Origin of the sequence: Actinomadura sp. K4S16, from assembly GCF_008327685.1 — a bacterium.
Lineage (GTDB): Bacteria > Actinomycetota > Actinomycetes > Streptosporangiales > Streptosporangiaceae > Spirillospora.
The window spans coordinates 1-8119 of record NZ_BDDE01000037.1; the positions used below are offsets into that span (position 1 = coordinate 1).

11 protein-coding genes are annotated in these 8119 nt (G+C 68.9%); 5 read left to right on the top strand and 6 right to left on the bottom strand.

Annotation, left to right across the window (positions count from 1 at the left end; genetic code table 11):
- Positions 1-2: 2 nt before the first annotated feature.
- From K4S16_RS44055 to K4S16_RS44065, 3 genes are all read right to left on the bottom strand, one after another.
- Positions 3-182, bottom strand: a complete 180-nt coding sequence (locus K4S16_RS44055) for a hypothetical protein (protein WP_149265095.1) — start codon at positions 180-182, stop codon at positions 3-5.
- A gap of 57 nt (positions 183-239) precedes the next feature.
- Complete coding sequence (locus K4S16_RS44060) at positions 240-428, bottom strand: hypothetical protein (RefSeq protein WP_149265096.1); 189 nt, start codon at positions 426-428, stop codon at positions 240-242.
- A 660-nt stretch (positions 429-1088) separates the two neighbouring features.
- On the bottom strand, positions 1089-1340 hold the full coding sequence (locus K4S16_RS44065) for a hypothetical protein (RefSeq protein ID WP_149265097.1): 252 nt from the start codon (positions 1338-1340) through the stop codon (positions 1089-1091).
- A gap of 602 nt (positions 1341-1942) precedes the next feature.
- Between K4S16_RS44065 and K4S16_RS44070 the strand changes: the two genes are divergently transcribed.
- The 4 genes from K4S16_RS44070 (at position 1943) to K4S16_RS44085 (ending at position 3756) form a co-directional block, all read left to right on the top strand.
- The gene (locus K4S16_RS44070) at positions 1943-2215 is read left to right on the top strand and encodes a hypothetical protein (protein WP_149265098.1); all 273 of its coding nucleotides are present in this window, start codon (positions 1943-1945) and stop codon (positions 2213-2215) included.
- 104 nt (positions 2216-2319) lie between these two features.
- Positions 2320-2697, top strand: coding sequence for a hypothetical protein (locus K4S16_RS44075; protein WP_149265099.1), 378 nt, complete (start codon positions 2320-2322; stop codon positions 2695-2697).
- 184 nt (positions 2698-2881) lie between these two features.
- On the top strand, positions 2882-3247 hold the full coding sequence (locus K4S16_RS44080; protein WP_149265100.1) for a hypothetical protein: 366 nt from the start codon (positions 2882-2884) through the stop codon (positions 3245-3247).
- Positions 3248-3321: 74 nt separating this feature from the next.
- Complete coding sequence (locus K4S16_RS44085) at positions 3322-3756, top strand: ATP-binding protein (protein ID WP_149265101.1); 435 nt, start codon at positions 3322-3324, stop codon at positions 3754-3756.
- A 590-nt stretch (positions 3757-4346) separates the two neighbouring features.
- Here K4S16_RS44085 and K4S16_RS47090 read toward each other — a convergent pair.
- A complete protein-coding gene (locus K4S16_RS47090) occupies positions 4347-4541 on the bottom strand; it encodes a transposase (protein ID WP_160161248.1) in 195 nt (64 codons plus the stop codon).
- Positions 4542-4610: 69 nt separating this feature from the next.
- Complete coding sequence (locus K4S16_RS44095; protein WP_200842484.1) at positions 4611-5696, bottom strand: pentapeptide repeat-containing protein; 1086 nt, start codon at positions 5694-5696, stop codon at positions 4611-4613.
- Positions 5697-6002: 306 nt separating this feature from the next.
- Between K4S16_RS44095 and K4S16_RS44100 the strand changes: the two genes are divergently transcribed.
- Positions 6003-6497 carry a hypothetical protein gene (locus tag K4S16_RS44100; protein ID WP_149265103.1) on the top strand — a complete coding sequence of 165 codons (495 nt, stop codon included), beginning with the start codon at positions 6003-6005 and terminating at the stop codon, positions 6495-6497.
- Positions 6498-6654: 157 nt separating this feature from the next.
- On the opposite strand, the gene K4S16_RS44105 is transcribed toward K4S16_RS44100, so the two are convergent.
- On the bottom strand, positions 6655-7875 hold the full coding sequence (locus K4S16_RS44105) for a pentapeptide repeat-containing protein (protein ID WP_149265104.1): 1221 nt from the start codon (positions 7873-7875) through the stop codon (positions 6655-6657).
- Between the last annotated feature and the right edge of the window lie 244 nt (positions 7876-8119).

The window sequence follows — 8119 nt, forward strand, 5'->3', positions numbered from 1 at the left end:
TTTTACGACAGGTGATCGGCCATGCCATCTGGCAACTGCTCCGGCCGCCGACCGGTCGCGTCCCCGAAGCTGACCGTGCCGCCCTCGAACCAGGCCGCACGCCCGGGCCCGTCGACGTCCAGGCGGCCGCGGCCGGTGGCGAGCTGCCGCGCCGCGTCGAGGCCTGCGCGGCAGCTCGCCACCGGCCGCGGGGAGGCGTACTTCCGCCGCCGGGCCGGGGCTCGGGCGTCCGAGGGAGGTCAGACCTTTGGAGCGGTGCCGGAGTTCTCGGCGCGGTCGGCCGCCGCCTCCAACTCGCGTCGGGCGGTGATCCAGGTGCTGACGGTGGCCTCGTCCAGACCGAGGGCTTCCAGGAAGAGGAGCAACGTGAAGTACTCCGGGAGCCGGTCGGTCCTGTTGAGCATCACCGACAGCGTGGAGTGCGCCACCCGTCCCTGGCTACGGCGAGCTAGCTCTCGCAATGCGGGATTGCCGGCCCACCGGCGCAGGCCCTGGAGCCCCTTGACGAACTCCGTCGTTGTCTTGGCTGCGAACGGATCTGGTTGGCAGGGGTGCCCAGGAGCGTCCGGGACCAAGCGCATCGTCTCCGTCCGCTCTATCCGCGTCCTGGCACTCTGCGGTCGACCACTTTCCCGCGCCTGGTGCTGTTGCTCCCTCATGGCCACAGATCGGCGGCGGGTGAGCTCTTGGCGCCTTCGGACGAGATGTCTTGCCTCGGTGGACACGCGCGTCATCTCCTTGAGGCAACCTCTGAGGAACGACAGTTCTTCCTGGTCCGCGTAGGCGGGGGCGAGCGCTTCGAGCACGCGGTGAAGTTCCGCCTCCATCGAGGTGGGCTGCTCCATAGCGGGAGCGGAACCGCCGAAGACCTCCCAGATCAGCCGGGGGGACCGAGGCGCGCAGGTCGAGGGATTCGATGATCTTGGTCGGTGACACGCTCCGTATGAGCGCCTCCGCATTGACGGCCCGGTTCAGGCCCAACAGTAGGTGCGCCTTGAGCCTCAGGTACTCGTCCTGCAGGTTCTCCAGCGCATTGCGAACCACGGCCAGTTCGCTCTGTAGCGCCTCGAACGTCGGGTATGGCGTGCTCATTGCGAGCCACTCCCCTTGCGGAACCGGTCGATGACCGTCACGGTGCCCAGACCTACGCCGATCGTGATCGGCAGAGCCTGCTCAGGCGCGTAGCCCAGACCTATGAGCCAGATGAAGCAGGTGATGTGCATCACGGCGATGGCCAGCATGGCCACTTGGGGGTCCAGTTCATCGCCATTGTTGGGGCCAGGCCCGGAAATGGGCAGGGGCCCATTGATCCATCTGGTGCTCTCCTCGCCGGTGCGCACGGGGCGACTGGTTTCCAGCCGCCCCGAGGCGTCGTGGTACGGACGGGACTTGTGACACAGCAGGCCTCTGCACCCTGAGGCGTCCAGACCCCAGGGCAGCGAGACCTGTCGACCAGGATGCCCTATCAGGACACGGTTCGCACGCCGTCAGTAACGATCAGACAAAGGGCTGGGTAAGCAGCGAGAATCTCACCGGAGAGTGCCCGTGTATTCGATGGAATGAGGTGGTCGTCTCTGGTTTTCCGTGGTTATCAGTGGTCGTCAACGGTCCCGCATGGCTACAAGGCGCGTTTACACGGCGCGCATCGGGTCTAATACTGGGGCAAGGCGAGTTTGATTCGAAGATTCGCCAACGCTTCCCTCGCTTCGCTCTGGTGGTACGGACGGGCAGGGAGCACCGGAGGACGTGGCCAGTCCAGTGGCCCTCCTCCCTCAGAGGAGCCCGGGCCCAGCGCTCGGGCTCCTCCGTCTCTTAACTCCAGCGCGGCGCGCATGGGCCGTGACCAGCCGGATGCCCCATCAAGGACCATCAGGGCATCGCGATCTCAGCGCTTCGCGTCGCCGTCGTCCCGGTCGCGCCGACCACGAGCGAGGTCGACCGCATGGCGCCCGTGCTGGTCGTCATCGCCGACATCGAGCCGTTGCGGGCCGAGCCGCTGACCGTGTGCGTGCTGCTGAATCGCACGGTCGCCAACGCCGCCAGCACGGGCCAGGCCGTCGACGCGCTGACCGCCCAGGGCTACCACCTGCTGAAGACCCAGATCCCCCGGCTGGAGCTGTACGCCCAGTCGCACGGCGCACCCGTCACGGCCGCAGGGACCGCCTACGCCGACGCGGCCGCCGAACTCCTCGAGGTGTCCGAGGCGGCCCGGTGAGCCCCCGGCATCAGCCCGGCAACATGGCTGCGGCCGCCGCCCGCAGGCCTGCGCCGGCAACGCCTCAGCAGGACACGGGAGCACGGGAACCCCGTAAGCCCGTAGTGCGGATCGCGCCGGTCAAGGCCACGTTCGAGCTGGACCCGGCGTCGCTGCGCCGGGTGAAGGTGTGGGCCGGTCGGCGCGTGCTGCACGTCGCCCCGGTCGTCCGCGCGCTGCTGGCCGAACTCGTCGCCGACGAGAAGACCGGCGCCCGCGTCGCCGAGCTGGTGAACGCGCCCGGCCGTGCGTCCGCCCCCGGCGTGGAGGTGGTGAAGACGACCTACGACCTCGCGCCCGACCTCTACGGGGAGCTGCGCGCATGGGTCGCCGAGCACGACACCACCAACGCCGCCGTGCTCCGCGTCCTCATGCGCGAACTGGTGGCCGGCGGCGAGCTGCCGCGCCGCGTCGAGGCCCGCGCGGTCGATGACGCTGGCTGACGACAACCAAGCTTCCCGGAAGTCAGACACCCCCGGGGGGGCGCCCTTGGGGTGGACGTCCGGGCGGGGACGTACGACCGTCGCACGTCCCGGAGTCGCGGTCCATGAAGTCGATGAAGTTGACTCCCGGGATGAACTTCGAATGACCTGTTGGAGCCGGGCGGGCGGGTCGATGATGTCGGCCATGATGGGGCGCGTATTGATATGGGCCGGCGGAAGCATCGCGGCCGTCTCGGTGGTCGGGTTGATCGTGTACTTCGCGGTGAAGGGGTTCCACTGGGGTGACACCGTTGGGGTGATCGGCGCGGTGGTGGGGATCGCCGGGCTGGTAATGGCGGTGTACGGGATGACCGTGGCCCGCCGCACCCGCGACACCGGCCAGCAGCCCGCCCAGACACTGGGCGAGCGGTCGGTCAACCTGGGTGGCAACGCCCCCAACTCCGGCATCGTGTCCACTGGCGAGGACGCCACCAACACGCAGATCACCGGCACGGCCTCGGGAAAAGGGCGCCTGAACCAGGCGGGCCGGGACCTGGCCATCAACGACTAATGAGCGTCCCGCCACCAGGCCTTTCCGGCAGCACTGACGGTGCCGGCTCCGCCGATCGTGGTGACAGTGCGCGGGTGCGTCTGGAAGGAACCGTGTCCGGGCCCGGCCGGCTCAACCAGGCCGGCCGGGATCTGAAGATCAGCAAGTCGACCGTACTGCCTCCAGAGGTGGTGCGGCCGGTCTCCGAGGTGGGGGCGCCCCCGGGATTGGTGAACGTTCCGGGGCACCAGCAGGTGTTCGTCGGCCGCGACGGCGAGCTCGATGAGCTGGATAAGGCGTTGCGGGCGCCGGGTGGGGTCGTGGTGGCCGCGGTGCACGGGCTGGGCGGGGTGGGCAAATCCACCCTGGCCGCTCACTACGCCGCCACCCACGCCGTTCACGCCGAGGCCGAGAAGCAAGCGGGTTTGGCAAGCCGCTGTTCGAGCCGGTGTGGTGGATCACCGCCGACACCGCCGCGGCGGTCCAGGCCGGGCTCGCCGGGCTGGCAGCCGCGCTACAGCCGGAGCTGAAGACCGCACTGGAGCTGGAGGCATTGGCCGAACGGGGGCTGGCCTGGCTGGGCTGCCATTCCGGGTGGCTGGTGGTGCTGGACAACGTCACCGACCCCGCGCACATCGCGTCGCTGCTGGACCGCACGATGCGGGGCCGGGTCCTGGTCACCAGCCGCCTCGGTCAAGGCTGGCACCGGTACGGGGCCCGAGTGCTGCGACTGGACGTCCTCACCGAAGACCAGGCCGTCGAGCTGCTCACCCAGATCGCTGCCCCGGAAGGGGCCGACGGCGCCGGCCTGGACGGTGCGGCTGAACTGGTGGCCGAGCTGGGGTGCCTGCCGCTGGCGGTCGAGCAGGCCGCCGCCTACCTGCACCAGAACCAGCTGTCCCCGCGCCAGTACCTGGACCTGCTCGCGGCCTCGCTGGCGGTGATGTACCACGAGGCCGCCGAGGGCAGCGCCACCGGCACCGGCACAGGTGGCGAAGCCGCTAGTGACGCGCGGATCTGGCGGATCACCCTGAACCGGATCACCACCGACACCCCGCTGGCTGGGGAACTGCTGCGGATCCTGGTCTGGTACGCCCCCGAAGCCATCCCTCGCACCTGCTCAACGGCCTCGCCGATGCTCGCCGGCGCTCAGGCCGTCGAGATGGCCTTCGTCGATGGCCGCCTGACGAATCCAGTTGCTCAGGCACGACTGGCTGATGCCCAGACTCTTGGCCAGCGCGGTGACCGACTTGTCGCCGGTCCGGGCCAGTTCGACGGCGCGACGCCGGAACTCCGGCGGGTGAGGTGGTGGCACGAGACACTTCCTTCCCAAGTTGATCAAGGTCAACTCAGATCGGGTGTCCGTGGAACGGGGGGAAGCTCATTACGACAGAGTTGGAGCTAGCTCGTCCGGCAGTCCGGCGGGGCGCCGCCCCACCGCGTACCCGAAGTCGACCGTGCCGCCCTCGAACTGGGCGTACCCGAAGTGGGCTGTGCCGCCTTCGAACCGGGCGTACCCGAAGTGGACTGTGCCGCCCTCGAACCGGGCGTACCGGAAGTCGACCGCACCGTCCGCGAACTGGGCGAACCCGAAGTCGACCGTGCCGCCCACGAACCGGGCGCCCCAGAAGTTGACCGTGCCGCCCTCGAACCGGGCGGCCCCGAAGTCGACCCCGCCGCCCACAAACCAGGCGTCCTCGAAGTCGACCGTGCCGCCCACGAACCGGGCGTCCCCGAAGTCGACCCGGCCGCCTACGAACCGGGCTCCTTGAAAGGAGATAGTTGCGTCATTGGTGAAGACGGCTTTGTGGAAGTCGCCGCCGTCGAAAACGGCGCCTGTGAAGTCCAGGTCGTGGCCGCGCCATGAGACGTCAGTGTGGCCGTTGAGGTGGTTGCCGATGATGCGGATGACGGTGTGGCGGACCTCGCGGGCCGCCAGATAGGCCGCACGCGCCGCGGCATGAGCGGCCGGCTCTTGGCCTTCGGCGGGGTCATCTCCGGGATCGGGCGTGTATGGCAGTCGCAGGAATGCGCACAGCACGTCGATGCAGGTCTGGCGGCCTTGTTCCCAGTCGTCGGCGAGCCCGGCCATGGCGTACGCGCCTGCCAGCCGCACGGCGGGTTCGTCGTGGCCGAGCTGTGCGGAGGCAGCTCCGAACCGTTCGTTGAACACTCGGGTGCGGTCCTCCTGGGCCTGCCGCTGTTCCAGTAGAGCCCGTTCCTGTTCGAGGACTGCCCGCTGGGCGTCCAGCAGAGCGCGTTGCTGGTCACGGTCATCGGCGACTTCGGCCAGGCGCTGCCGCCGGTAGGCCATCACCAGCGCGAACAAGGCGCCAACGCCGGCAACCGTGCCGAGGACGAGCTTGAGGACGTCCAGCAGTTGGGAGAGCGGCAGGGCCTTGGTGTGCTCCAGGTGCGGAAACCCCAGCACCGCCAGCACGGCCGTCATCACCACGACAAGGCCACCCACCGCGGTGACGCTCGCAACGGTCAACGCTCGTTTGATCGGCCACAGCCCGGCCGCTTGTTCCCGTTCCGCCATCGAGCCGCCGGCCGGACGGTCCGGCTCGTCTCCCGCGCCGTGCGGCGCCACCTCACCCACACCGCTCAGACGCCCCACCCCCGCCGCTTGGTTCACGCAACGGTGCGCCCGCAACCGGCCGCAACGGAACGTTTACGACACATCATGGGACGCGCGCCGCGATTCCCTGGCCGGGGAGACGAGTCGGGTCAGATGATGGAACTGACGTCTGTGGGATTTTGGGCTGGAGAACTAGTGGCCGAGGAAGCCCTTGAGGACGAGCCAGGCGGCAGCGAAGGCCAGGCTCGGCGCGACAGATCGGTACCCCAGCAGCCGATCACACCGCCGCCGATGCCGATGTGGCAGCCGATGGCTTCGGAGGCGGTGGCCATCGCCTCCTTCTTAGCGACCGCCGGCCTTGCGGGTGTGGTGGGTAATCGGGTCGACGCCGCGGTCGGGCGACTGTTTCGATCGGTGCACCGACGGTGGCGGCGGCGTGCTTCGGGCAGTGCCACACCACTGGAGATCGAGGAGGCCGTCGACGCGGCCAAAGCGGCGGCTGGGGCCCGAGGCTTCCGGATTGACACGGTCACGGTCGTGGCCGCATGGCAAGACGCCGGCGGGTTCTGGGCTGTAAGGCTGTGGGCGCACGACCCCCACGGGTACCCCCGCTTCCTGCACATCATCATCCCGCCCGGGGACCCGGCTCACGCCACCATCAGTATCTGGCAGCTAGAACCTGGGGGCTGACGAACACCGGAACGGGTCCAGGTGTGAGGGCGGCCGGGCTCGACCTGGCCCCGAGGTACGACCGTCGTACGTCGCCCCCGCACATTGGACCGGCGGCACTGATCCGTCTCAGTAGCGATCGTTTTCGAACGCGTTGAGGGAGTTGTTAGCCCGCGCCTCAGCCACCTGACGGTGCGGGCGCCGAGTCCTCGACGATCCGGCCTGTAGTCCCCTCGGCCGGCTCGATCCGCCAGCCGGGTGGCAGCACATGGCCGTGTCGGGTGTCGGCCACTGTCGCCTCGCCCAGTTCAACCTCGCCGTCGAAGGCCGACTCGCTGAAGATAGCGGCACCAGTGAAGGCCGCCTTCTGGAAACTGGCGTGGGATGCGAAGGCGGCTTTGGCGAAGAAGGCGGCGCCGCGCAGGCCGGGACCGGAGGACGCCGGGGCCATCCTGAAGGCCTTGTCCTCAAAGATCGCCTGGTCGAAGACCGCTCTGTCAACGAAGACCGCACCGTCGAAAAATGCCGCCATGGCGAAGGTTGTCCCTTGGAAGACAGCCGGGCCGCGGAACGAGGCGCTCTGGAAGTCGGCAGCACGGGTGAGAGTCGCTGCATCGAAGTAGGCGGGTCCGGTGAAGGTGGCGGATCGGAAGGTGGCTGCGCCTGTGACGGTGGCCCTAGAGAAGTGTGTGTATCCGGTGAAGGTTGCGCCCTCAAAGTCCGCCACCACCAGAGTGCTGACTGTCATGTTGAAGTCAGTGAGGTGCGCCCCGGTTAGGTCCAAGCTGACATCGGCCCAGTGGACGCGGGCGTGGTTCTGCAAGTGATCTGTGAGGATTCGCTGTGCGGTAAGGCGTACCTGTTGTTCTTCACCTGCATCGGGTCCATATGGTGCTTCTGGGATGGGACGGCCGGCACAGGCGGCCTGATACCGGGCGGCGTAGTATCGGCGCAGCTCCCGGGCGGCCCGCTCCCGGTCACTGCTATCCGGCGGTGTGTAGGGCATACGCAGGTAAGCGCAGATGATGTTGACGATGGTCTGCCGGTGCCGCTCGTTGTCGTTGGCCAGCCGCTCCAGGGTGTACAGCGCGGTGAGGCGGACCGGGGCCTTGTCCGAGCCGAGTTGCTCGGCCGCGGCGTTGTACAGCTCGGTGATTCGCCGTTCAGCCGCGTCTAACTGCCCCAGCGCGGTCGCCAGCTCGGCGTGCCGTTGCCGCCTGAACGCCAGCATCAACCCGACGGCGGCGCCCGCGCCGCCGCCGGCGGCCAGGCCGGTGCGCACGGCGTCCACCCTGATCCTGGCCCGATCGGTGCCGGGTGGGGCGTCATCGGCGACGTCCAGCAGCCAGGCGGTGGTCAGCCAGATCGCCAACACCGCCGCCCCCGCTGCCGCCAGCATCCAGAACCCCGCTGCCAACGGCCGCACTCGCAACGGCCTGCCCTCACGCCGAGCCCGCGCCCGTACCCAGCGCCGCCGTACCGGCTCCAGCCCCCGCCTCACACGCCCATGCGCGCCACCCGGCGCCATCTCGCCCACAACGCTCAGACGCGCTCACCACGCCCGCCGTTCACTATGCCGCGCTCAGCGGCGACGCCCGCATCCGGCTTGTAACCAATCACGATGCACCGGGGGTGTTGGAATA

Excerpts from the sequence above, each read along its gene's own strand:
- K4S16_RS44070 (WP_149265098.1), top strand. The coding sequence starts at position 1,943 with ATGGCGCCCGTGCTGGTCGTCATCGCCGACATCGAGCCGTTGCGGGCC.
- K4S16_RS44080 (WP_149265100.1), top strand. The coding sequence starts at position 2,882 with ATGATGGGGCGCGTATTGATATGGGCCGGCGGAAGCATCGCGGCCGTC.
- K4S16_RS44105 (WP_149265104.1), bottom strand. The coding sequence starts at position 7,875 with ATGCTGGCGGCAGCGGGGGCGGCGGTGTTGGCGATCTGGCTGACCACC.